The organism is Enterobacter sp. Tr-810, assembly GCF_011752765.1.
In the GTDB taxonomy this organism is placed as follows: Bacteria; Pseudomonadota; Gammaproteobacteria; order Enterobacterales; family Enterobacteriaceae; genus Enterobacter; species Enterobacter soli.
Genome location: NZ_VWWW01000004.1, coordinates 268,399 through 289,981, shown reverse-complemented (window position 1 = coordinate 289,981; position 21,583 = coordinate 268,399). Strand labels below are relative to the sequence as shown.

General features: G+C 54.6%; 21 protein-coding genes and 2 tRNA genes. 11 read left to right on the top strand and 12 right to left on the bottom strand.

Annotated features, from left to right (window positions below):
* Positions 1-56: 56 nt before the first annotated feature.
* From F3J30_RS14180 to mltB, 11 genes are all read right to left on the bottom strand, one after another.
* Positions 57-133: transfer RNA gene (locus F3J30_RS14180), tRNA-Arg, on the bottom strand.
* Positions 134-137: 4 nt separating this feature from the next.
* A tRNA-Ser gene (locus tag F3J30_RS14175) sits at positions 138-230 on the bottom strand.
* A 342-nt stretch (positions 231-572) separates the two neighbouring features.
* Positions 573-758, bottom strand: coding sequence for a carbon storage regulator CsrA (gene csrA, locus F3J30_RS14170; RefSeq protein ID WP_000906486.1), 186 nt, complete (start codon positions 756-758; stop codon positions 573-575).
* Positions 759-999: 241 nt separating this feature from the next.
* A complete protein-coding gene (alaS, locus tag F3J30_RS14165; RefSeq protein WP_014071488.1) occupies positions 1,000-3,627 on the bottom strand; it encodes an alanine--tRNA ligase in 2,628 nt (875 codons plus the stop codon).
* Positions 3,628-3,758: 131 nt separating this feature from the next.
* Entirely contained in the window at positions 3,759-4,259 is a 501-nt protein-coding gene (gene recX / locus F3J30_RS14160) for a recombination regulator RecX (protein ID WP_014071489.1), read from the bottom strand.
* Positions 4,260-4,327: 68 nt separating this feature from the next.
* On the bottom strand, positions 4,328-5,386 hold the full coding sequence (recA, locus tag F3J30_RS14155) for a recombinase RecA (RefSeq protein WP_014071490.1): 1,059 nt from the start codon (positions 5,384-5,386) through the stop codon (positions 4,328-4,330).
* A gap of 91 nt (positions 5,387-5,477) precedes the next feature.
* A complete protein-coding gene (gene pncC / locus F3J30_RS14150) occupies positions 5,478-5,975 on the bottom strand; it encodes a nicotinamide-nucleotide amidase (protein ID WP_014071491.1) in 498 nt (165 codons plus the stop codon).
* 130 nt (positions 5,976-6,105) lie between these two features.
* Positions 6,106-6,984, bottom strand: coding sequence for a metal ABC transporter substrate-binding protein (locus tag F3J30_RS14145; RefSeq protein ID WP_166717647.1), 879 nt, complete (start codon positions 6,982-6,984; stop codon positions 6,106-6,108).
* Positions 6,985-6,998: 14 nt separating this feature from the next.
* Complete coding sequence (locus F3J30_RS14140; RefSeq protein ID WP_014071493.1) at positions 6,999-7,859, bottom strand: metal ABC transporter permease; 861 nt, start codon at positions 7,857-7,859, stop codon at positions 6,999-7,001.
* Entirely contained in the window at positions 7,856-8,509 is a 654-nt protein-coding gene (locus F3J30_RS14135; protein WP_166717646.1) for an ATP-binding cassette domain-containing protein, read from the bottom strand. The genes F3J30_RS14140 and F3J30_RS14135 overlap by 4 nt, the downstream gene beginning before the upstream one ends.
* Before the next feature lie 268 nt (positions 8,510-8,777).
* Positions 8,778-9,878: a lytic murein transglycosylase B gene (gene mltB, locus F3J30_RS14130; protein ID WP_168162138.1), complete on the bottom strand. Its 1,101-nt coding sequence runs from the start codon at positions 9,876-9,878 to the stop codon at positions 8,778-8,780.
* 273 nt (positions 9,879-10,151) lie between these two features.
* Here mltB and srlA point away from each other — a divergent pair, with 273 nt between their 5' ends.
* The 7 genes from srlA to gutQ all read left to right on the top strand — a co-directional run bounded on the left by srlA (position 10,152) and on the right by gutQ (position 15,072).
* Positions 10,152-10,715 (top strand): PTS glucitol/sorbitol transporter subunit IIC, encoded by a 564-nt coding sequence (gene srlA, locus F3J30_RS14125; RefSeq protein ID WP_014071496.1) that lies wholly within the window; start codon positions 10,152-10,154, stop codon positions 10,713-10,715.
* On the top strand, positions 10,712-11,680 hold the full coding sequence (locus tag F3J30_RS14120) for a PTS glucitol/sorbitol transporter subunit IIB (protein WP_166717645.1): 969 nt from the start codon (positions 10,712-10,714) through the stop codon (positions 11,678-11,680). The genes srlA and F3J30_RS14120 overlap by 4 nt, the downstream gene beginning before the upstream one ends.
* A gap of 12 nt (positions 11,681-11,692) precedes the next feature.
* A complete protein-coding gene (gene srlB / locus F3J30_RS14115; protein WP_014071498.1) occupies positions 11,693-12,055 on the top strand; it encodes a PTS glucitol/sorbitol transporter subunit IIA in 363 nt (120 codons plus the stop codon).
* A 15-nt stretch (positions 12,056-12,070) separates the two neighbouring features.
* Positions 12,071-12,850 (top strand): sorbitol-6-phosphate dehydrogenase, encoded by a 780-nt coding sequence (gene srlD, locus F3J30_RS14110; protein WP_014071499.1) that lies wholly within the window; start codon positions 12,071-12,073, stop codon positions 12,848-12,850.
* Positions 12,851-12,917: 67 nt separating this feature from the next.
* Complete coding sequence (gutM, locus tag F3J30_RS14105; RefSeq protein WP_166717644.1) at positions 12,918-13,277, top strand: transcriptional regulator GutM; 360 nt, start codon at positions 12,918-12,920, stop codon at positions 13,275-13,277.
* A 63-nt stretch (positions 13,278-13,340) separates the two neighbouring features.
* Entirely contained in the window at positions 13,341-14,114 is a 774-nt protein-coding gene (locus F3J30_RS14100) for a DNA-binding transcriptional repressor (RefSeq protein ID WP_014071501.1), read from the top strand.
* Positions 14,107-15,072 (top strand): arabinose-5-phosphate isomerase GutQ, encoded by a 966-nt coding sequence (gutQ, locus tag F3J30_RS14095; protein WP_014071502.1) that lies wholly within the window; start codon positions 14,107-14,109, stop codon positions 15,070-15,072. Before F3J30_RS14100 ends, gutQ begins: the two co-directional genes overlap by 8 nt.
* Here the strand turns inward: gutQ and norR are convergent.
* Entirely contained in the window at positions 15,069-16,583 is a 1,515-nt protein-coding gene (gene norR / locus F3J30_RS14090) for a nitric oxide reductase transcriptional regulator NorR (RefSeq protein ID WP_014071503.1), read from the bottom strand. The genes gutQ and norR overlap by 4 nt on opposite strands.
* 186 nt (positions 16,584-16,769) lie before the next feature.
* Between norR and norV the strand changes: the two genes are divergently transcribed.
* The 4 genes from norV (at position 16,770) to nagE (ending at position 21,521) form a co-directional block, all read left to right on the top strand.
* Positions 16,770-18,218: an anaerobic nitric oxide reductase flavorubredoxin gene (gene norV, locus F3J30_RS14085; RefSeq protein ID WP_166717642.1), complete on the top strand. Its 1,449-nt coding sequence runs from the start codon at positions 16,770-16,772 to the stop codon at positions 18,216-18,218.
* The gene (gene norW, locus F3J30_RS14080) at positions 18,215-19,348 is read left to right on the top strand and encodes an NADH:flavorubredoxin reductase NorW (protein ID WP_166717641.1); all 1,134 of its coding nucleotides are present in this window, start codon (positions 18,215-18,217) and stop codon (positions 19,346-19,348) included. Before norV ends, norW begins: the two co-directional genes overlap by 4 nt.
* A gap of 244 nt (positions 19,349-19,592) precedes the next feature.
* On the top strand, positions 19,593-19,751 hold the full coding sequence (locus F3J30_RS14075; RefSeq protein ID WP_014071507.1) for a hypothetical protein: 159 nt from the start codon (positions 19,593-19,595) through the stop codon (positions 19,749-19,751).
* Between the two features lie 279 nt (positions 19,752-20,030).
* Positions 20,031-21,521, top strand: a complete 1,491-nt coding sequence (gene nagE / locus F3J30_RS14070) for an N-acetylglucosamine-specific PTS transporter subunit IIBC (RefSeq protein ID WP_166717640.1) — start codon at positions 20,031-20,033, stop codon at positions 21,519-21,521.
* Positions 21,522-21,583 lie beyond the last annotated feature (62 nt).

Below are 21,583 nucleotides of genomic sequence, written 5' to 3'. Positions count from 1 at the left end.
TTACTACTGTACTACTCGATACTCATATCACTTCGAAAGCAATATGAAGTAATAGATGGTGCATCCGGGAGGATTCGAACCTCCGACCGCTCGGTTCGTAGCCGAGTACTCTATCCAGCTGAGCTACGGATGCAAAATGGCGGTGAGGCGGGGATTCGAACCCCGGATGCAGCTTTTGACCGCATACTCCCTTAGCAGGGGAGCGCCTTCAGCCTCTCGGCCACCTCACCACACAACGCCTCTTTCGAGTGCTTCAAGTAACTCGTTAAGAGCTTCTCGTCGCTGCGTGGCGCATATATTACTTTCTGGGACTTATAAGTCAAACAATTTTCCACATGCTTTTATCGTTTGCACAAATCACACGCAATTCGCATGTAAAAGCCGCAAAGAGGGTGTTTTATAAGCGGATTTTGCAGGGTTCTTCGCAGTATTCATGAGGCATAGCGCCGCTATTGGTAAGAGATAAGGCAAAGAGAAAGGCGAAAAAGCGAGCAGTTGAAATCGAATGGTAACTTTAGGCAGGAAGAATGTCTGGAAGGTTGCGTCTCGCCAGACAGCGAGACGCGATAATATCAGTAACTGGACTGCTGGGATTTTTCAGCCTGGATACGCTGGTAGATCTCTTCACGGTGGACAGATACTTCTTTAGGGGCGTTTACGCCGATGCGTACCTGGTTGCCCTTCACCCCTAAAACTGTCACGGTGACCTCATCCCCAATCATGAGGGTCTCACCAACTCGACGAGTCAGAATCAGCATTCTTTGCTCCTTGAAAGATTAAAAGAGTCGGGTCTCTTGTATCCCGGCATTATCCATCATATAACGCCAAAAAGTAAGCGATGACAAACACGTAAAGTGTAAGCAGTCACGGCATCACATTCTGTTAAACGTAAGTTTAGCCGATATACACAAACTCAACCTGACTTTATCGTTATCGATAGCGTAGTGAACAAGACGCCATAACGTTGCCGCTATGACGTCTGCTTACGCTTTGTAGTTATTACAGTTTTGCGCTTACCCAGCTTTCAACGCTGGCCAATGCCGCAGGAAGTGCCGCTGCATCCGTACCACCGGCTTGCGCCATGTCCGGACGACCACCACCCTTGCCACCCACCTGCTGGGCGACCATACCAACCAGTTCCCCTGCTTTAACGCGGTCAGTCACATCCTTAGAGACGCCCGCAATCAGAGAAACCTTACCTTCTGCCACTGTCGCCAGAACGATAACCGTTGAACCGAGCTGGTTCTTCAGATCGTCGACCATAGTGCGAAGCATCTTAGGCTCAACGCCTGCCAGGTCACTGACCAGCAGTTTGACGCCTTTAATCTCTACCGCTTTGCTGGAGAGGTTTGCACTTTCCTGCGCAGCTGCTTGTTCTTTCAGCTGTTGCAGTTCTTTTTCCAGTTGACGCGTGCGATCCAGCGCAACACGCACTTTCTCGCCCAGGTTCTGGCTATCGCCTTTCAGCAACTGTGCAATATCATGCAGCTGGTCGCTCTGCGCGTGCAGGCTGGCAATTGCACCTTCGCCGGTAACCGCTTCGATACGACGAACACCCGCCGCAGTACCAGACTCAGACACGATACGGAACAGACCGATATCACCGGTGCGCGCTGCGTGAGTACCACCGCACAGTTCGGTAGAGAAATCGCCCATGCTCAGTACGCGAACACGTTCGTCATATTTCTCGCCAAACAGCGCCATAGCGCCTTTCTTCTTCGCCGCATCGAGATCCATGATATTGGTTTCGATGGCCAGGTTACGACGGATCTGCGCGTTCACCAGATCTTCAACCGCGCGGATTTCAGACGGTTTCATCGCTTCAAAATGCGAGAAGTCGAAACGCAGCACTTTATCGTTAACCAGTGAACCTTTCTGCGCAACGTGCGTACCCAGAACATCACGCAGTGCGGCGTGCATCAGGTGCGTAGCGGAGTGGTTCAGACGAATGCGCGCACGGCGTGCTTCGTCAACGTTCGCCTGAACGCCCTCGCCTACTTTCAGTGAACCGGAAACCAGTTTGCCCTGGTGTCCAATTGCCTGACCGTATTTCTGGGTGTCAGTCACGCTGAAGCTAAAGCCGTCGCCTTTCAGTTCGCCTTTATCGCCAACCTGACCGCCGGATTCCGCATAGAACGGCGTTTTGTCCAGAATAACCACGGCGTCCTGACCCGCGCTGATGCTGTCTACGGATTTACCGTCAACAAACAGGGCAGTCACTTTGCCGGTCAGTTCCAGATTGTCGTAGCCTTTGAACTCGGACGCACCATCAACGCGGATCATCGCGTTGTAGTCAGCGCCAAAACCGCTGGACTCGCGCGCACGACGGCGTTGCTCTTCCATGGCGGCTTCGAAGCCCGCTTCGTCAACTTTGATGTTGCGCTCGCGGCAAACGTCAGCCGTCAGGTCAACCGGGAAGCCGTAGGTGTCGTACAGACGGAAAGCAGTTTCGCCATCCAGTGTGTCGCCCTTAAGTTTCGCCAGCTCTTCGTCCAGCAGCGCCAGGCCGCGTTCCAGAGTACGTGCAAACTGCTCTTCTTCGGTTTTCAGAACATGCTCAACCTGCGACTGCTGGCGTTTCAGTTCGTCACCTGCCGCACCCATCACGCTTACCAGAGGGCCAACAAGTTTATAGAAGAAGGTGTCCTTCGCGCCCAGCATGTTGCCGTGACGAATCGCACGACGAATGATACGGCGCAGCACGTAGCCACGGTTTTCATTCGACGGGATCACGCCGTCAGCAATCAGGAACGCACAGGAACGAATGTGGTCGGCAATTACGCGCAGCGATTTATTGCTCAGATCGGTCGCACCGGTCACTTCCGCCACGGACTTAATCAGCGTGTGGAACAGGTCGATGTCATAGTTGGAGTTAACGTGTTGCAGAACCGCTGCAATACGCTCCAGACCCATACCGGTATCAACGGACGGTTTCGGCAGAGGTTCCATCGTGCCATCGGCCTGACGGTTGAACTGCATGAAGACGATGTTCCAGATCTCAATGTAGCGATCGCCATCTTCTTCCGGGCTTCCTGGAGGGCCGCCCCAGATGTGGTCGCCGTGATCGTAGAAGATTTCGGTGCATGGGCCGCAAGGACCGGTATCACCCATCTGCCAGAAGTTGTCAGACGCGTATGGCGCGCCCTTGTTATCACCGATGCGAATAATACGTTCGCGCGGGATACCCACTTCTTTTTCCCAGATTTCGTAGGCTTCGTCATCGGTTTCATAGACGGTAACCCACAGACGCTCTTTCGGCAGCTTGAACCAGTTTTCACCGGTCAGCAGTTCCCACGCGTACTGGATAGCATCGTGTTTGAAGTAGTCGCCGAAGCTGAAGTTACCCAGCATTTCGAAGAAGGTGTGGTGACGTGCAGTGTAACCGACGTTTTCCAGGTCATTATGTTTACCGCCCGCACGCACACAACGCTGTGAGGTTGTCGCACGGGAATAATTACGCTTGTCGAGACCAAGGAACACATCCTTGAACTGGTTCATCCCGGCGTTGGTAAACAGTAAAGTCGGGTCGTTATTCGGTACCAGGGAGCTGCTGGCAACAACCTGGTGTCCTTTACTATGGAAAAAATCGAGAAACGCCTGACGGATCTCAGCGGTGCTCTTGCTCATAATTATCCTGAAATCAAGCTAACGAAATGTCGCAGCCAGTCTGTACCTGTAATCAGTTGGACAGACCAGCTACTGGAAAAAGTGGGAATAAGATAAGTTTTCTTGGGAGGGAAGTAAAATCCCTCATGCGTTCAATCGGCAAAATTACGCCATATATCCTGAATATCTTCCATCAGGAAGCCGCGATAGAGCAAAAAGCGCTGGATTTTAACTTTTTCTGCAAACTCACGCGGCAGTGGCTCGCCGTATTTGCGAATTGCCTGATCTCTCGCGAGTTCTCCCCACGCGATATCGCATTCGCGCATGGCCTTTTCGCTTGATTCACGCGCGATCCCTTTTTGGTTAAGCTCCTGGCGAATACGCGCAGGGCCGTAGCCTTTACGGCTGCGGCTGGCGATAAACCGTGCGACAAAGCGGTCATCATCCAGATATTGATGCTCATAGCACCAGGCTATAACCCGGTCGTAATCTTCCGCTGTGGCATCAATCTCTTCAGGGCCATTTTTGCCCATCACCGGGGCTGCGAGTTTACGCCGTAACTCTTGCTCGCTGTGGTCGCGCACGGCCAGAATACGCACCGCGCGATCCAGTAACCGCGCATAGGCAGGGCGACGAGTTGTGGGTTCGGTCATACAAAACCTGCTGGTTCAGAAATGCAAAAAGGGCCGCATTCGCAGCCCTTCATTTTTAAACGAGAGAATTAAAAGTCTTCGTTAGTTTCTTCAACGTCCGCGCCATCAACCGCGAAATCAGGCGTTGAATCCTGGTTATTCAGCAGCAGCTCACGAACTTTCTTCTCAATTTCTTTCGCCGCAGCCGGGTTATCTTTCAGCCAGGAGATAGCATTCGCTTTACCCTGACCAATCTTGTCACCGTTGTAGCTGTACCAGGCGCCCGCTTTTTCAATCAGCTTCTCTTTCACGCCCAGGTCAACCAGTTCGCCGAAGAAGTTGATACCTTCACCGTAGAGGATCTGGAATTCAGCTTGTTTGAACGGTGCAGCGATTTTGTTCTTCACAACCTTCACGCGGGTTTCGCTACCGACCACGTTCTCGCCCTCTTTCACCGCGCCGATACGACGGATATCAAGACGGACAGATGCGTAGAATTTCAGCGCGTTACCACCGGTGGTGGTTTCCGGGTTACCGAACATCACACCAATTTTCATACGGATCTGGTTGATGAAGATAAGCAGCGTGTTGGATTGCTTCAGGTTACCCGCCAGCTTACGCATTGCCTGGCTCATCATACGTGCCGCGAGGCCCATGTGAGAGTCACCGATTTCGCCTTCGATTTCCGCTTTTGGCGTCAGTGCAGCAACGGAGTCAACCACGATAACGTCAACAGCACCGGAACGAGCCAGCGCGTCACAAATTTCCAGCGCCTGCTCACCTGTGTCTGGCTGAGAACACAGCAGGTTGTCGATATCAACACCCAGCTTACGGGCATAGACCGGGTCCAGCGCGTGCTCGGCATCGATAAACGCACAGGTTTTACCTTCGCGCTGTGCAGCTGCAATAACCTGTAAGGTCAGGGTCGTTTTACCGGAGGATTCTGGCCCGTAGATTTCTACGATACGGCCCATTGGCAAACCGCCAGCGCCCAGTGCGATATCCAGAGAAAGCGAACCGGTGGAGATGGTTTCCACGTCCATGGAACGGTCTTCACCCAGGCGCATGATGGAGCCTTTACCGAATTGCTTTTCGATCTGGCCCAGTGCTGCCGCCAACGCTTTCTGTTTGTTCTCGTCGATAGCCATTATTACTCCTGTCATACAGTAAATACGTTTACGTATTTACCGGGGTGAATTCTGTTCTGTTGGTGCAATTATACTGTATGGTCATACAGTATCAAGTATTTTGTAGAAATTGTTGCCAGAGCGTTTTTAACGCATATTCCGTTGCCTGACGACGCACGCTTTCGCGATCGCCGCTAAAGCATTCACGGCGGGTGATCCCCTCGCCTTTCGAGGTTGCAAAACCAAACCACACGGTGCCAACGGGTTTTACATCGCTGCCGCCGTCCGGCCCGGCAATGCCGCTGATCGAAATGGCATAATCTGCCCGTGCTGCTTTAAGGGCACCAATGGCCATTTCGATCACCACCGGCTCACTGACTGCGCCATGCTGTTCGAGTGTGGATTCACGCACACCAATCATCTGTGCCTTCGCTTCATTACTGTAGGTCACAAAGCTACGCTCAAACCAGGCGGAACTGCCCGCAATATCCGTAATCACTTTCGCTACCCAGCCGCCAGTACAGGACTCTGCCGTTGTTACTGTCGCACCGCGCTGCTTTAACGCCAGCCCTACCACTTCGCTAAGCTGCATCAATTCATGGTCAGTCATTATCGCTCCAGGCCTTTGAAAAACGTGCAGCACAAGATAACACTTTCTCGTCGGATATGGGGATGAGGTTCAGGTTTTACGAGGGGGCTTCAGAAAAAAGCCGATGCGGACGCACCGGCTTCGGGGGTTCTTATTTCATGCTGTCGGCGATGGTATCAACATTGTGGCGAAACGCCTTAACGTAGGTATCCGCTACACCACCTTTTGCCGACAGCGCTTCAGGGTAGAGTTCGCCTCCTGGTTGCGCGCCTGTCGCACTGGCAATCTGTTTCACCAGCCGTGGATCGAGCTGGTTTTCCATGAACCAGGTTTTCACGCCATCGGCTTTTATCTGGTTGATAATCTCAGCCACCTGCGCCGCGCTGGCTTCGCTCTCAGACGACAGTCCTTGCGGAGCCATAAACGTCACACCGTAGGCTCGGCTGAAATAGCCAAAGGCATCATGGCTGGTCAGCACTTTGCGCTTTTCCTGCGGGATCTGGCTAAAGCGTGATTTAGCCCAGCTATCCAGTTGGGTCAGTTGTGCGATATACGGCTTGCCGGTGCCTTCCAGCGCAGCTTTATCTTCCGGGTCGGCCTTCACCAGCCCATTCAGAATATTTTGCGCATACAAAGCACCGTTCGCCGCGCTGTTCCACGCATGTGGATCCGTCACGGTTTTCCCGTCTTCTTCCAGCGTGTGTGTTTTCACACCGGCCGATGCCACTACCAGTTGGCCTTTAAAACCAGAGGCCTTCACCAGACGGTCAAGCCATCCCTCCAGCCCCAGGCCGTTCACCACGACTACATCAGCCTTGCTCAGCGCGGCGCTGTCTTTGGGTGACGGCTCGAAGGTATGCGGGTCACCATCCGGCCCCACCAGCGTTGTCACGTTTACGTTTTTGCCGCCGACTTCCTGGGTGATATCTCCCAGGATCGAAAAGCTGGTCACCACATTGAGCGTTTTCGCCATCGCAGTGTGCGACATCATTCCGAGCGCGAGCGCCACGACTAATCCTGTACGTTTCATTTTTTCCCCTTGCGTTAAAAAAGCGCGCGCAGACTGCCAGCCAGCCTGCTGCGCGTGCCAAATAAAACCGAAATAAAGAACAGCGCACTGGCGGTCAGTACGATGGACGGCCCGGCGGGTAAACTCACCGCCCAGGAGAGGCTTAACCCCAGCCATGCACAAAAAATACCGCTAATACCGGCCATCAGGAGCAACCCTGGCAACGTACGTACCCAGCAGCGCGCCGCTACCGCAGGCAGCATCATCAGCCCGACCGCCATCAGCGTGCCGAGCACCTGAAAACCAGCCACCAGATTGAGTACCAGAAGAGCGAGAAACAGGCCGTGCAACAGGCCAGGCAGCCAGCGGACGTTAACCTGCAACCAGGCGGTGTCGAAGGCTTCCGTCACCAGGCCACGATAAAAAACAGCCAGCGTAATCAGGGTGAAGATGCACACGCCCGCCACGAACATCGCTGCGTCGTTATCCACCGCCAGAATGGAGCCAAACAGCAAATGCAGCAGGTCAACGTTTGAACCGCGCAGCGACACCAGCGTGACGCCCAGCGCCAGCGAGCCAAGATAAAAACCGGCAAAACTGGCATCTTCTTTCAGCGGTGTGCGGCGGCTGACCAGGCCAGCCACCAGCGCCACCACGATCCCGGCGATAAAGCCGCCGAGACTCATCGCCAGCAGTGACATCCCGCTCAGTAAGTACCCCACCGCCACACCGGGCAAAATCGCGTGCGACAAGGCATCGCCCATCAGGCTCATGCGGCGTAACAAAAGAAAGACCCCGAGCGCCGTGGTGCTGACAGACAGCGCAAGGCACACCACCAGCGCGCGGCGCATAAAGCCGTACTCAATGAACGGCTGGAAAAAGAGATGCCAGATCATGCCACCCTCACCCGTTCGGTTTGAAATAAAGGGATCTCAGAATCCAGCCGTAACGTTTGCGGGAAGTGGCGCGCCACGCGCTCGCTGTCGTGCAGCACCGCCAGTAGAGTTTGCCCCCGCTGGTACATCTCCAGCATTAGCGACATCAGCACGTTGCAGGTTGCTTCATCAACGCCGGTAAAGGGTTCATCGAGCATCACCAGCGGGGCCTGCTGTACTAAAACGCGGGCAAATAACATGCGCTGAAACTGGCCTCCAGAAAGTTCATCAATAGTGGAAAGCGCCATCGACTCCAGCCCCACCCGCTCAAGCGCGCTGGCGACACGTAGCCGCGCACCTAGTCGTAATCCGGCCAGCAGCGAGATCCCCGGCCAGCAGCCCATGCTGACAACGTCCTGCACGGTGAGCGGAAATTGGGCTTCAAGGGCATGACGCTGCGCAAGCCAGCCGATCACCGGGCGTTTTCCCTGCCAGTGAAAGCGGCCACTCACCGGCGGGATAAACCCGGCGAGCGTTTTCAGTAACGTCGATTTCCCGCAGCCGTTGGCACCGACAATAGCGGTCATGCTCCCGCGTTCAATGACGCCGGTAATGGCCCGCGTGACAGGCTGGCGTTCATAGCCCGCAGTCAGTTGATTCATAACGATCATGGCAAGGCCACCGCCCAGCGCACGGCCAGCCCGATAAAGACGATAAGCACCAACGCCAGCAGAAATCGCGTCAGTGCAGAAAGGGAGAAAAAGGACGTTGACATCTCAGCACCACATCAAATGTTATAACATAACAATAATGAAAGATAATTAAGATGTAAATGAGAGAGATAAAAGGGAGTGTGGCGAAATGTTTCTGCGGGAAATAGATGCGCGCGGATGCCCTCACCCCAGCCCTCTCCCACAGGGAGAGGGTGAATAAGATGACTTACTGGCTAAACGGAGACGCCGCTGGCGTACGCGCCTGTGATACCGCCAGCCCCAGCTGCCACACCGCCATTGCATAATGGGTGCTGTGGTTATAACGGGTAATGGTGTAGAAGTTCGGCAGCCCGTACCAGTACTGATAACCCGTACCAATATCCAGACGCAGCAGGCTCGCCTGTTGTGCATTACCCAGCGATTGCGTTGGCGTTAAGCCCGCCGCGGCCAGCTGCGAGATGCTGTAGTTGGTTTTGAAGCCATTTTCCAGACCCGGAGCCTGACCATTCGCCTGCACGGCAACCTGGCCGCCCTGTACCCAACCGTGCGCTTTGAAGTAGTTTGCCACGCTGCCGATGGCGTCCACCGGATCCCACAGGTTGATGTGACCATCACCGTTAAAGTCGACGGCGTACTGTTTATAGGAAGACGGCATAAACTGGCCATAACCCATTGCCCCGGCAAACGACCCTTTCAGATCCAGCGGATCGTCCTGCTCGTTACGCGCCATCAACAGGAAGGTTTCCAGCTCAGATGAGAAGTATTCGGCACGACGCGGATAGTTAAAGGAGAGCGTTGCCAGCGCATCCAGGATGCGGGTTTTACCCATCACGCGACCCCAGCGGGTTTCAACGCCAATGATCCCGACGATAATTTCAGGCGGCACGCCGTACACCTGCCACGCGCGGTTCAGGGCATCTTCATACTGGTTCCAGAACACTACGCCATTTTGCACGTTGTCCGGGGTAATAAACTGTTTGCGATAGCGCAGCCATGCGCCATTCGGCCCGGTCGGCACCTGTGCGGTTGGGGCTTGTCTGTCCATCAGACGCAGCACGTAATCCAGACGTTTTGCCTGGGAGAGGATCTCATGCAGCTGCTGTCTGTCAAAACCGTGTTTGCTCACCATTTTATCGATGAACTGCTCGGCCGCCGGGTTATTCGCGAAGTCGCCGCCCATCTGCATCGTGTTGTGCTGAGGCTCCAGCAAGAATCCCCCTGAAGGCGCACCAGCTGTGGGCTGAGCGGTTTCAGTTTTAGGTTTGCTACTACAGGCAGAAAGCAGAATAAGCGCAGGTAACAGCGCTGCATAACGACGCTTGAACATGGGACATCCATTTAACGAGTTCGACAAGATGCCAGTATGGTAAAGCATCCCCGACTCCTCAAGGAAGCGGTACTCGCGCCCACCGCCAAATCTTTACGCTCCCCAACGCAAATCTGCGCTTTTTTCAACCAAAACAGCTTTCACCTGCCCATTAACTTTCAAAATAATACATTTTTCTTTCATTGTGAGATCTGATTAACACTTTAAAACCTTTCAAAGTGATTATTATTAGCCGCAGTTATACAAAAACAAGAAGCCCCACAGGAGAGAAGAATGATAGATACCATCACCCACGGCGCCGAGTGGTTCATCGGGCTATTTCAGAAAGGCGGAGAAGTGTTTACCGGCATGGTGACCGGGATCCTGCCGCTGCTGATAAGCCTGCTGGTTATCATGAACGCGCTGATTAACTTTATCGGCCAGAAACGCATTGAACGCTTTGCCCAGCGCTGCGCCGGGAATCCGTTATCCCGTTACCTTGTCCTGCCCTTCATTGGCACCTTCGTGTTCTGCAACCCAATGACCTTAAGCCTCGGCCGCTTTATGCCAGAGAAATACAAGCCGAGTTATTACGCCGCCGCATCCTATAGCTGCCACTCGATGAACGGCCTGTTCCCGCACATCAACCCCGGCGAACTGTTTGTTTACCTCGGTATTGCCAGCGGCCTGACGACGCTTGGCCTGCCGCTTGGCCCGCTGGCGGTGAGCTATTTGCTGGTTGGCCTGGTCACTAACTTCTTCCGTGGCTGGGTGACCGACCTCACCACCGCAATTTTCGAGAAAAAAATGGGCATTCAGCTTGAACAAAACGTCCAGCTTTCAGGAGCCACAGCATGAGCCGTATTCGTATTGAAAAAGGAACGGGCGGCTGGGGCGGCCCACTGGAACTCGACGCCACGCCGGGTAAAAAAATTGTTTACATCACCGCGGGTACACGCCCGGCCATTGTCGACAGACTGCGTGAATTGACCGGCTGGGAAGCGGTAGACGGTTTCAAAGAGGGCGAGCCGCCAGAGTCCGAAATCGGCGTTGCCGTTATCGACTGCGGCGGCACCTTGCGCTGCGGCATTTACCCAAAGCGCCGTATCCCGACCGTAAATATCCACTCTACCGGGAAATCCGGCCCGCTGGCGCAATACATCGTTGAAGACATTTATGTTTCCGGCGTGAAAGAAGACAACATTCGTCTGGCTGATGGTGCTGCCCCGCAGAAAACAGAGGCGAAAGCGGCGCCGCGCGATTACGACACCAGCAAGAAAATCACCGAGCAGAGCGACGGCCTGCTGGCAAAAGTCGGGATGGGGATGGGCTCGGCAGTAGCGGTGCTGTTCCAGTCCGGGCGCGACACCATCGACACCGTGCTGAAAACCATCCTGCCGTTTATGGCATTCGTTTCAGCGCTTATCGGCATCATCATGGCATCAGGTCTGGGCGACTGGATTGCCCATGGTCTTGCCCCGCTTGCCAGCCATCCGCTTGGGCTGGTGACGCTGGCGCTGATCTGCTCCTTCCCGCTGCTGTCGCCGTTCCTCGGCCCGGGCGCGGTGATTGCGCAGGTGATCGGCGTGCTGATTGGCGTGCAAATTGGTCTGGGCAATATTCCCCCACACCTTGCCCTGCCCGCCCTGTTTGCCATTAACGCCCAGGCGGCGTGTGACTTTATCCCGGTTGGACTTTCGCTTGCCGAAGCGCGCCAGGACACCGTGCGCGTTGGCGTGCCATCGGTTCTGGTGAGCCGCTTCCTGACGGGTGCACCGACGGTGCTGATTGCCTGGTTTGTCTCTGGATTTATTTATCAATAAGAGGTTCCTGTGATGACCGTGATTTACCAAACCACCATTACCCGCATCGGCCAGAGCGCGGCCGATGCGCTCAGCGACCAGATGCTGATTACCTTTCGCGAAGGCGCACCGGCGGATATCGAAGAGTTCTGTTTTATTCACTGTCACGGCGAGCTGAACGGTGAACTTAAGCCCGGCAGCCAGCTGGAGCTAGGTGAAACACGTTATGCAGTGACCGCCGTTGGCGATGTGGCGGAACAAAATCTGCGTGAACTGGGGCATATCACCCTGCGGTTCGACGGCCAGCCGCAGGCGGAATATCCCGGCACTGTTCATGTGGATGGCCCTGTTCCGCAGGCTGTTACCCCGGGCTGCACATTAAAATTTGTTGCGTAATTAAAGGAGAGAAATATGAGTCAGGTTGCCGTTGTCATTGGTGGGGGACAAACCTTAGGAGAGTTCCTCTGCCGTGGGCTTGCCGCAGAAGGTTACCGCGTGGCGGTTGTCGATATTCAGAGTGAAAAAGCCGCCCGCGTGGCGGACACCATTAATACCGAATTTGGTGAAGGGATGGCGTACGGGTTTGGCGCCGATGCCACCAGCGAGCAGAGCGTAATGGCGCTTGCCCGCGGCGTGGACGAAATTTTTGGCCGGACTGACCTACTGGTTTACAGCGCCGGGATAGCCAAAGCGGCGTTTATCAGCGACTTCGCGCTGGGCGATTTCGACCGCTCCTTGCAGGTGAATCTGGTGGGCTATTTCCTTTGTGCTCGCGAGTTTTCTCGCCTGATGATCCGCGACGGTATTCAGGGGCGCATCATCCAAATCAACTCAAAATCCGGCAAAGTGGGCAGTAAACACAACTCGGGTTACAGTGCAGCCAAATTTGGTGGTGTAGGGCTGACGCAATCTCTGGCGCTGGATCTCGCCGAGTACGGGATCACCGTGCACTCACTGATGCTGGGCAACCTGCTGAAATCACCGATGTTCCAGTCCCTGTTGCCACAATATGCCACCAAGCTTGGGATTAACGCTGATGAAGTCGAGCAGTATTACATCGATAAAGTGCCGCTGAAGCGCGGCTGCGATTATCAGGACGTGCTGAATATGCTGCTGTTTTACGCAAGCCCGAAAGCCTCTTATTGCACCGGACAGTCGATTAATGTGACCGGTGGGCAAGTGATGTTCTGATCGAGCGGCCTGATGCCCTCACCCTAACCCTCTCCCACAGGGAGAGGGAACACAACAAGGAGCCAACATGGTAACCGCACTCATCACCGTCGCCGCTATCGCCTGGGTCTGCCAGATGGCGTTTGGCGGCTGGCAAATTCATCGGTTCAACCGCGCGTTTGATGCATTGTGTCAGAAAGGCCGCGTGGGTGTCGGGCGCTCTGGCGGGCGCTTCAAACCGCGCGTGGTCGTGGCGATAGCGCTGGATGAACACGACAATGTCTGCGATTCGCTCATTATGCGCGGGATAACGGTTTTTGCCCGACCGGCGAAAATCCAGGCAATTAACGGCAAATCGTTGCAGGAATTGCAGCCTGATGTGATCTTTCCCCATGATTCACTCTGTCAGAATGCACTATCATTAGCGCTTAATCTGAAACATGGATAATTTCGTTGTGAACGCTATAAGCTTGCGAAATTATCATTTTGCAACTTAAGGAACAGAGCGCCTATGAAACCACGTCAGCGGCAGGCGGCCATTCTGGAGCATCTGCAAAAGCAGGGAAAATGCTCGGTAGAGGAACTGGCGCACTACTTTGACACCACCGGCACAACGATACGCAAAGACCTGGTGTTGCTCGAAAACTCCGGTGCCGTCATCCGCACCTACGGCGGAGTGATGCTCAATAAAGACGAAGCCGATCCTCCTATAGATCACAAAACGCTGATCAATACCCACCAGAAAGCGCTGATTGCAGAAGCTGCCGTGAAATTTATCCACGATGGCGACTCTATCATCCTTGATGCTGGCAGCACGGTGCTGCAGATGATCCCGATGCTCAGCCGCTTTAACAACATCACCGTGATGACCAACAGCCTGCATATCGTCAACGCCCTGTCGGAGAACGACTGCGAGCAAACCATCCTGATGCCAGGCGGGACGTTCCGTAAAAAATCGGCCTCATTTCACGGCCAGCTGGCAGAGAATGCCTTCGACCACTTCAGCTTTGATAAACTGTTTATGGGGACGGATGGCATCGACCTGAACGCCGGGGTGACCACGTTTAATGAGGTTTTCAGCGTCAGTAAAGCCATGTGTAACGCCGCACGGGAAGTCATTTTGATGGCAGACTCGTCGAAGTTTGGCCGTAAAAGCCCCAATATTGTGTGCAGCCTTGAAAGTGTCGATAAGCTGATTACCGATGCGGGCATCGATCCGGCGTTTAAGAAAGCGCTGGAAGAGAAAGGAATCGACGTTATCGTAACCGGAGACAAAGATGAGTGATTTTCTGTTAAACGCTGGCCGCCAGACCTTGCTACTCGAATTACAGGAAGCGAGCCGCCTGCCAGATCGCCTGGGCGATGATTTTGTCCGTGCGGCGAACACCATCATTCAGTGTGAAGGCAAAGTGATCGTCTCCGGTATGGGCAAATCCGGCCATATCGGTAAGAAGATTGCCGCCACGCTTGCGAGTACCGGAACACCTGCGTTCTTTGTTCATCCGGCAGAAGCGCTGCACGGCGATCTGGGGATGATTGAAAGCCGCGACGTGATGCTGTTTATCTCCTACTCCGGCTCGGCAAAAGAGCTGGATCTCATCATTCCGCGCTTGCAGGAAAAAGCCGTTGCCCTGCTGGCAATGACCGGAAAATCCCGCTCGCCACTGGCGCTGGCGGCAAAAGCGGTACTGGATGTTTCCGTAGAGCGTGAAGCCTGCCCGATGCACCTTGCCCCTACTTCCAGCACCGTAAATACCCTGATGATGGGCGATGCGCTGGCGATGGCGGTTATGCAGGCGCGCGGCTTTAATGAAGAAGATTTTGCCCGCTCTCACCCGGCAGGCGCACTGGGCGCACGGCTGCTCAATAAAGTGCACCATCTGATGCGCACCGACGATGCCATTCCACAGGTCACACTGGATACCAGCGTAATGGACGCGATGCTGGAGCTGAGCCGTACCGGGCTTGGGCTGGTTGCCGTCTGCGATAACGGCGGTTTTGTGAAAGGCGTCTTTACCGACGGCGACCTGCGTCGCTGGCTGGTCGGCGGCGGCAAGCTGGAATCGCAGGTTTCTGAAGCGATGACCCAGGGCGGGCTAACGCTGAACGCAGAAAGCCGCGCCATCGAAGCCAAAGAGGTGCTGATGAAGCGCAAAATCACTGCCGCCCCGGTGGTGGATGAGAGCGGCAAGCTGTGCGGTGCAATCAACCTGCAAGATTTCTATCAGGCCGGGATCATCTAGCCTTTCAGACCCAGACGTTTCGCCAGCCGGTGCAGGTTGGCGACGTCCGTTTCCAGTGCCCGCGCGCACGCCGCCCAGCTGCGGTTATTTTGCTCCAGCGCGCGGGTGATCATCTGCCGTTGAAACTCTTCCGTTGCTTCACGCAGGTTCTCGTGACTGATTTCCGGGATGTCCTGCGTCACAACAGGCGTGGTTTCATCATGCAGCGCAAAGTGACGAGCGTGGATCACCACTTCATCTCCTGAACGCGTAGCCCGCGCCAGCACGACCGCACGGTGGATGGCATGTTCCAGCTCGCGCACATTGCCCGGCCAGCCGTAACTCAACAGATGTGTTCTCGCCCCGGGGCTTAACACCACGCGGGAAAGTCCCATTCGCAGGCGGCACTGTTCACAGAAGTAACCTGCCAGCAGAACCACATCCTCACCACGCTCGCGCAGCGCCGGTACGGAAAGCGGGAAGACGCTCAGACGGTGGAACAGATCGGCGCGGAAATTCCCGGCCAGCACCTCTTCACGCAGGTCGCGGTTGGTCGCTGCCAGCACGCGCACGTCCACTCTTAAGCTGCGATCGTCCCCCACGCGCTGAATATCGCCATACTGCAGCACGCGCAGCAGTTTGGCCTGTAACGACAAAGACAGCTCGCCAATCTCGTCGAGGAACAACGTGCCGTTATCCGCCATTTCGAACTTACCGCTGCGGTTGCTGATGGCTCCGGTAAACGCCCCTTTGACGTGACCAAACAGCTCACTTTCCGCCACGCTTTCCGGTAGTGCAGCGCAGTTGAGGTACACCAGCGGGTTCACCGCGCGCGGAGAGGCTTCGTGAATCGACTTTGCCACCAGCTCTTTACCGGTGCCGGTTTCACCGAAAATCAGCACGTTCAAATCAGATGCCGCCACAATGTCGATCTCTTTTTTGAGCTGCATCATACCCGGTGAAAGGCCGATCATCTCGGTGTGGGTCACCTGTTCAAACGCCGCCGGGCTTCCCGGCAGAATGTTCTGGCTCTCCAGCTGTTCAATCAACAGTGCATTGTTCAGCGCGCCGGACGCCAGGGCCGCAATCAGCCGCAGCTCTTCGTCGCTAAAGGTATCGAACTGATCCGGTGACATACCATCGAGCGTCAGGGCGCCAATCAGGTTCTGCCCGGCAAACAGCGGCAGGCCGATACAGGCGTGTACTTTGAGACTCTCCTGCCCCGGGATCAGCCCATCATAGGGATCAGGCAAGTCACTGTCGGCAGGGAAACGCACCACATCCCCCGCACGGGCGATGGTTTCCAGGCGCGGGTGGCCTTCCAGCGTAAAGCGCCGCCCCAGCACATCCTGGGCCAGGCCGTCGATAGCCAGCGGAATAAACTGCCGCCCTTCGTAACGCAGCAGCGCCGAGGCATCACATTCCAGCACATCGCGCAGCGTGGAAATCAGCCGCTGAAATCGGTCCTGATGACCAATACCGGTTTGCAGTTCAATGGCGATCTTCGCCAGTACGTTCACAGAAAAGCTCATTCCGACCTCGCTGTCATTTTGACAATGCATAGTGTCATATTGACAGCTTTTAAGATAGTCATAATGACTACCCATTACGGATGATAAATAATTAAATTAATACAAATCAATAACATAAAAAGTTGGCACGCAACTTGATATAGCTAAAACAGCTTATTTGAAAACGCCGTATTAATTGAGGTTGCTATGTCTATTCTGGTTAAAAATAACATTCATTGGGTTGGCCAACGTGACTGGGAAGTGCGTGATTTCCACGGGACTGAATACAAAACGCTGCGCGGCAGCAGCTACAACAGCTATCTCATCCGTGAAGGTAAAAACGTTCTGATCGATACCGTCGATCACAAATTCAGCCGCGAGTTCGTGCAGAACCTGCGTAGCGAAATCGATCTGGATGCTATCGACTACATCGTCATCAACCATGCAGAAGAAGACCACGCCGGTGCGCTGACCGAGCTGATGTCTTACATCCCGAATACCCCGATTTACTGCACCACCAATGCTATCGACTCTATCAACGGTCACCACCACCACCCGGAGTGGAACTTCCACACCGTGAAAACGGGTGACTCACTGGATATCGGTAACGGCAAGCAGCTGATTTTCGTTGAAACGCCCATGCTGCACTGGCCGGACAGCATGATGACCTACATGACCGGCGACGCGGTATTGTTCAGCAACGATGCCTTCGGCCAACACTACTGTGATGAACGCCTGTTCAACGACGAAGTGGATCAGGCCGAGCTGTTCGAGCAGTGCCAGCGCTACTACGCCAACATCCTGACCCCATTCAGCCGTTTGGTGACGCCAAAAATCACCGAGATCCTCGGCTTCAATCTGCCAGTAGACATGATTGCCACCTCTCATGGCGTGGTCTGGCGTGAAAACCCAACCCAGATCGTTGAGCTGTATCTAAAATGGGCGGCGGATTATCAGGAAGATCGCATCACGATTTTCTACGACACCATGTCCAACAACACCCGCATGATGGCGGATGCGATTGCCCAGGGCATCAACGAAGTTGACCCGAACGTGGCGGTGAAAATCTTTAACGTGGCCCGCAGCGATAAAAACGACATCCTCACCAACGTGTTCCGTTCCAAAGGCGTGCTGGTGGGGACTTCCACCATGAACAACGTGATGATGCCGAAAATCGCCGGTCTGGTGGAAGAGATGACAGGCCTGCGTTTCCGTAACAAACGCGCCAGCGCTTTTGGTTCACACGGCTGGAGCGGCGGCGCGGTTGACCGCCTGTCTACCCGCTTGCAGGACGCCGGTTTTGAGATGTCCATGAGCCTGAAAGCCAAATGGCGTCCGGATATCGATGCACTGGAAATCTGCCGCCAGCATGGTCGCGAGATTGCACGTCAGTGGGCGCTTGCTCCACTGCCAGACGCCACGGTCAAAACCCCCGAACAGCAGGAAGCCTGCGCCTGTGCGGCTGCCGCGGCGGCAAATCTCGGCCCGCGGATGCAGTGCAGCGTTTGCCAGTGGATTTACGACCCGGAACTGGGCGAACCGTTGCAGGACGTCGCACCTGGAACACCGTGGAGCGATGTCCCGGACAACTTCCTGTGCCCTGAATGTTCACTGGGTAAAGACGTCTTTGACGAACTGGGTACGGAGGCAAAATGAACAACGGGATCGTGATCATCGGCTCAGGCTTTGCCGCCCGCCAGCTGGTGAAAAATATCCGCAAACAAGACGCGAACGTGCCGCTGACGCTTATCGCTGCCGACAGCATGGACGAGTACAACAAGCCAGATTTAAGCCATGTTATTAGCCAGAATCAGCGTGCAGAAGATCTCACCCGCCAGACAGCGGGAGAGTTCGCGGAGCAATTTAACCTGCGCCTGCTTCCCTATACCTGGGTGACGGATATCGATGCCGCCGCGCATGTCGTGAAGAGCCAGGATAAAACCTGGCAGTACGACAAGCTGGTGCTGGCATCAGGTGCGGCTGCTTTTGTCCCACCGGTTGAAGGTCGCGAGCTGATGGTGACGCTGAACAGCCAGCAGGAATATCAGGCGAACGAAACCCGGCTGCGGGACGCACTGCGGGTGATGATTGTCGGCGGTGGCCTGATTGGCACCGAGCTGGCGATGGATTTTTGCCGCGCCGGGAAAGCGGTCACCCTGGTTGACCATGCCGCGAGCATCCTTTCCGCACTGATGCCAGCAGAAGTGAGCAGCCGCTTACAACACCGGTTGACCGATATGGGCGTGCATCTGCTACTGAAATCTCAGCTGCAAGGCCTGAGCAAAACCGAAAGCGGAATCCGCGCCACGCTTGACAGTCAGCGCAGCGTAGAGGTCGACGTGGTGATTGCCGCAACCGGCCTGCGCCCGGAAACCGCGCTTGCCCACCGTGCGGGCGCAGAAACAAATCGCGGCGTGAAGGTCGACAGCTACCTGCAAACCACACAGCCGGATATTTATGCCCTGGGTGACTGCGCAGAGATCAACGGACAGGTATTGCCTTTCCTGCAACCTATTCAGCTCAGCGCCATGTATCTGGCAAAAAATCTGCTCGGGACCAGTGCACCGCTGAAATTACCCGCCATGCTGGTGAAGGTAAAAACGCCTGAATTGCCGCTGCATCTGGCTGGCGAAACCCAGCGACAGGATTTGAACTGGCAGCTGACCATTGAGCCGCAGGGCATGGTGGCCCGCGGCGCTGACAATGACGGGCAGCTACGTGCCTTTGTGGTTAGTGAAGATCGGATGAAGGAGGCTTTCGCACTGTTGAAATCGCTGCCCGCTTAGTTTTCAGCCTGTTACCACGCTTACTTAACCTTAGGATTTTATTATCCGCAGCCCCGATGTCCCGGGGCTTTTTTTTGCGCATCCTATTCACCATATAAATACAAAAAAGATAAATCATGGTTTACAGTCCTTTGTTTATTACACTCATCAATATATAAATGCGGAACACCTGAAAAACAGCACCCTGTTTTATTCCCTGTTCCCGGCATAGTCTACTCCTGTATTCACTTACCGGAGACATCACATGGCTGCTTTTACAAAAGAACTCAACTATCTTGCCACCTATTTTAAACAGGCAAAGCAAAAAGAACGCATATTATTTCGCTGGCTTTATCTTAGCCCGGAAGCGCGCATTGAACGCCTGCGGGAACTGATGATGCCGGTGAGCAATAATAAACGGTGATGCCCTGCAGCGCAACGTATACCCGACCTGCTAACCCCGCAAGCGTGTTCTGGCACTGAGGTACCGGGGAAGCAGGTAGGCTCGCCGTCCATATTTTATGGCAGTAAAACCGGAACTAATTATTTATCACTTCATTGTTTATATAGAAAAATACTCACAACAAAAATCAACCAAAAATTAATTTACCTCACATCACATTTTTATTTCTTACGCTTTCACATTAAAATAAAAGCTGTTATTTTTCGACGTGAATTAAGTCATCTTTTCGGAACACACTCTATGAACGCATTTAGCTATTTACAGCGTCTGGGCAAAGCCCTGATGCTGCCTATCGCAACCTTGCCCGTTGCGGCAATATTATTACGACTGGGTCAGCCCGATGTCTTTAATATTCCGTTTATCGCCAGCGCGGGCGGCGGCATTTTTGACAGCCTGCCGCTGCTGTTTGCTCTGGGGATTGCCATCGGTCTGGCAAAAGACAACGCGGGCGCGGCGGCACTGGCGGGGGCCGTGGGTTTCCTGGTTCTGACCAAAGCCACAGCAGTGATTAACTCGTCAATTAACATGTCGTTTTTTGCCGGGATTATCGCAGGCGTTGTCGCGGGCCACTGCTACAACCGCTTCAGCGACACTAAACTGCCTGACTTCCTCGCCTTCTTTGCCGGTAAACGCCTGGTGCCGATCATGACCGGGCTTATCTGCCTCCTTATCGCCTGGGTTTGCGGTTACGTGTGGCCTTCCGTTCAACACGGAATTGATACCTTTAGTCTGCTGGTTTCCCGCAGCGGTGAGCCTGGCTGGTTTATCTACGGCGTGCTTAACCGCGCGTTAATTCCCTTCGGCCTGCACTACATTCTGCACTCGGTCTTCTGGTTCAGCCTGGGCGACTGCCTGAAGGTGACCTATGACGCGGCAAGCGCAGTACATAACATCTGCCTGGCGCCGGACGTGGTGAAAGGCCTGGTGGTTGGCGGCGCAGTACCAGGGATCGATGGCTCCAGCATTACGCAGATTGCCACCGACCTGACCCGTGGCGACCTTAACCGTTTCTTCGCTGGCGACCCACACGCAGGCGTATACATGGCATGGGCATACCCCATCTTTATGGGCGGCCTGCCTGGTGCCGCGCTGGCAATGTACTTCGCTGCGCCAAAAGCACGTCGCTCCGCCGTAGGTGGGATGTTGCTCTCGGTGGCCCTGACGGCATTCCTGACCGGGATAACCGAGCCTATCGAATTCTCCTTCCTGTTCCTCGCCCCTGCGCTGTATGCCCTTCACGCGGTGCTGGCGGGTGTGAGCATGGTCATTGCCAACAGTCTGGGGGTATTGCACGGCTTTGGTTTCTCAGCAGGACTTATCGACTTTGTGCTGAACTGGGGGCTCGCGACTAAACCATGGATCCTGATCCCACTGATTGCCCTGTTCTTTGTTATCTACTTTGTGGTGTTCAGCTTTGCCATTCGTTTCTTTAAGCTGAAAACGCCAGGCCGTGAAGAAGATGAAACCGTGACGGGTGAATCGGACGATCAGCGTGAAGCTATCGCGCGGTACATCACCGCACTCGGCGGCAAAGATAACCTGAAACTGGTTGATGCCTGCATCACCCGCCTGCGTTTAACCCTGGGTGATAACAGCGTGCTTGATGAGCCTGCGCTGAAAGCGCTGGGGGCTAAAGGCATTCTGAAAATGGGGACTCAGAACGCACAGGTGATACTGGGGCCACAGGCTGAAAGTATTGCGCTAAAAATTAGGGCACAGCTCGACAGCTAAGCAACACTCGCTTTCCCTCTCCTCTTTGGGGAGAGGGAAAGCGAGGATATAAAACCGGAACA

Bases quoted from the DNA above. Each gene is read 5' to 3' on its own strand.
- srlB (WP_014071498.1), top strand. From the start codon at position 11,693: ATGACCGTGATTTACCAAACCACCATTACCCGCATCGGCCAGAGCGCG.
- gutM (WP_166717644.1), top strand. From the start codon at position 12,918: ATGGTAACCGCACTCATCACCGTCGCCGCTATCGCCTGGGTCTGCCAG.
- csrA (WP_000906486.1), bottom strand. From the start codon at position 758: ATGCTGATTCTGACTCGTCGAGTTGGTGAGACCCTCATGATTGGGGAT.
- F3J30_RS14145 (WP_166717647.1), bottom strand. From the start codon at position 6,984: ATGAAACGTACAGGATTAGTCGTGGCGCTCGCGCTCGGAATGATGTCG.
- F3J30_RS14100 (WP_014071501.1), top strand. From the start codon at position 13,341: ATGAAACCACGTCAGCGGCAGGCGGCCATTCTGGAGCATCTGCAAAAG.
- F3J30_RS14120 (WP_166717645.1), top strand. From the start codon at position 10,712: ATGAGCCGTATTCGTATTGAAAAAGGAACGGGCGGCTGGGGCGGCCCA.
- recA (WP_014071490.1), bottom strand. From the start codon at position 5,386: ATGGCTATCGACGAGAACAAACAGAAAGCGTTGGCGGCAGCACTGGGC.
- norR (WP_014071503.1), bottom strand. From the start codon at position 16,583: ATGAGCTTTTCTGTGAACGTACTGGCGAAGATCGCCATTGAACTGCAA.
- alaS (WP_014071488.1), bottom strand. From the start codon at position 3,627: ATGAGCAAGAGCACCGCTGAGATCCGTCAGGCGTTTCTCGATTTTTTC.
- norV (WP_166717642.1), top strand. From the start codon at position 16,770: ATGTCTATTCTGGTTAAAAATAACATTCATTGGGTTGGCCAACGTGAC.
- F3J30_RS14135 (WP_166717646.1), bottom strand. From the start codon at position 8,509: ATGATCGTTATGAATCAACTGACTGCGGGCTATGAACGCCAGCCTGTC.
- F3J30_RS14140 (WP_014071493.1), bottom strand. From the start codon at position 7,859: ATGATCTGGCATCTCTTTTTCCAGCCGTTCATTGAGTACGGCTTTATG.
- nagE (WP_166717640.1), top strand. From the start codon at position 20,031: ATGAACGCATTTAGCTATTTACAGCGTCTGGGCAAAGCCCTGATGCTG.
- recX (WP_014071489.1), bottom strand. From the start codon at position 4,259: ATGACCGAACCCACAACTCGTCGCCCTGCCTATGCGCGGTTACTGGAT.
- srlA (WP_014071496.1), top strand. From the start codon at position 10,152: ATGATAGATACCATCACCCACGGCGCCGAGTGGTTCATCGGGCTATTT.
- gutQ (WP_014071502.1), top strand. From the start codon at position 14,107: ATGAGTGATTTTCTGTTAAACGCTGGCCGCCAGACCTTGCTACTCGAA.
- F3J30_RS14075 (WP_014071507.1), top strand. From the start codon at position 19,593: ATGGCTGCTTTTACAAAAGAACTCAACTATCTTGCCACCTATTTTAAA.
- norW (WP_166717641.1), top strand. From the start codon at position 18,215: ATGAACAACGGGATCGTGATCATCGGCTCAGGCTTTGCCGCCCGCCAG.
- pncC (WP_014071491.1), bottom strand. From the start codon at position 5,975: ATGACTGACCATGAATTGATGCAGCTTAGCGAAGTGGTAGGGCTGGCG.
- mltB (WP_168162138.1), bottom strand. From the start codon at position 9,878: ATGTTCAAGCGTCGTTATGCAGCGCTGTTACCTGCGCTTATTCTGCTT.
- srlD (WP_014071499.1), top strand. From the start codon at position 12,071: ATGAGTCAGGTTGCCGTTGTCATTGGTGGGGGACAAACCTTAGGAGAG.